Below are 1,601 nucleotides of genomic sequence, written 5' to 3' on the forward strand. Positions count from 1 at the left end.
GTCCCCTCCTGGGAGGTGTAGGGGTGGGCAGGGCTTAGCGTGGGTCAATCTGATTCAGATAGGGCGATCGCAGATATCTTCAATGGCAAGATCCACGGAATAAAGCTGCGGTTCAGCTTCTCGATGGGAAGATTCCGACCAGGGCGATGATGTAGTTCACCGTCAGGTAGGGGGCACGATTCTCGTGGGGCTGGCTGTTGCCGGTGTTGGCAACGGTGCCGGGTGCCATTGCCAGATTGGGTTGGGCGACGGCATAGATCGGGCCTTCCTCGGGAACTGCCAGGGCGTGGTTAGCGGCGGAAAGCTGGTCAGCAGGGACATCAGCAGCCATCAAGGCATGATCGTGAATGGGCATTTCGGCAAGGGTGAGGGCGACCTGCTCGATGCCGCCCCGGTCGCCCTGGGGATATTGGCTCAGGCCCGGCCCCTGACCAAAATGGATCGGAGTGCGGCCCCGTAGATCGGGCAGGGCAAAGGTCGTGCGACCGTCGCCGCCGTAAATGGTGCCAAGCAGGGAAAACAAGGCTGCATTCTGGCTGATTGGCAGCAGTTGACCGTTGCAAAAGGCCCAATTGCGGGGGGCAAAATTACCGCCAAACATGCGAATTTCACCGATAAACGGTTCAGACATAGGGCTAATCTCCTGGGGCTAGGGAGTCTTTTAATATCTGGTATTGATCTCAATAATTCTCCAGAGACGCCATTACTAGGTCGCGTCTTTTCGCCTGGACAAATTCTCTTAATGAGCTACAAAATTGGCTTGATTCATTACAGAAGAGAATGTCTCTGCAACCTGAAAATTAGCTGAGAAAAGCCTAAGCTAAGCCGAAGAAAATGTAGTTCAGAAAAATAAAAACTCGTTAAGTTAGCTCATTCAAAGGGTACATCTCAATGGAGAAATTTTATATCAAAAACCTGGTTATCCCTAGAAGGCGTGACTTGATCTAATGGGCGTATCCCACTTTGATAAAATTGTCATTTTGACGACTAGCTAGTCTGTTCATTCCCGCGTAGGCGGGAATCCACCTTGGGCAACCTACTCCCGGATAGATTCCTACTTGAGGCCGCTGGCCTCGCTACGCGAACGTAGGAATGACGCAGACACTTGCAGAAGTGGGACGCACTCGGTTTAATTCACTTTCTATAGCGGTTCCTGGATGGGTGTGGCACACCTCAATTCGAGAAACTATTGAACCTAACAAGCTTAAGCAAATGATTTGTACTTGATGCTAGTGAGAACGCTATATTAGCGTTCATGGAATTTTGCATAAATAGCTCAGTGGTACAGATAAAGCGATGAATAGCTTTCTCAAAACGCACGTCATAATTAATCACAAAAATTGGACGCGGTCAGTGGAGTGAAGTTTTTTCGATCGTCTTTTTTTAGCATGACTGGAATTCATTCGCCGATTCTAGAATGAAGTGCAACACCTAGAAGCTTTCCACAGAGGGGCTCATAGGATAGTCTGATGTTTACCACAACAAAAAGACACCCTATGAGCTATATCCAGCTTAGCGCTTCTGAACGAAATAAAGTTTACGAATTGAGAACTACGACAGCATTGTCCATCCGGGGCATTGCTCGCCAACTCGGACGAAGT

1 protein-coding gene is annotated in these 1,601 nt (G+C 49.2%); it reads right to left on the reverse strand.

Annotation, left to right across the window (positions count from 1 at the left end):
• Nucleotides 1-112: 112 nt before the first annotated feature.
• Nucleotides 113-631, reverse strand: a complete 519-nt coding sequence (locus IQ254_RS31020) for a phage tail protein (protein ID WP_193969982.1) — start codon at nucleotides 629-631, stop codon at nucleotides 113-115.
• Nucleotides 632-1,601: the final 970 nt, after the last annotated feature.

The organism is Nodosilinea sp. LEGE 07088, assembly GCF_015207395.1.
Lineage (GTDB): Bacteria > Cyanobacteriota > Cyanobacteriia > Phormidesmidales > Phormidesmidaceae > Nodosilinea.

Bases quoted from the DNA above. Each gene is read 5' to 3' on its own strand.
- IQ254_RS31020 (WP_193969982.1), bottom strand. From the start codon at position 631: ATGTCTGAACCGTTTATCGGTGAAATTCGCATGTTTGGCGGTAATTTT.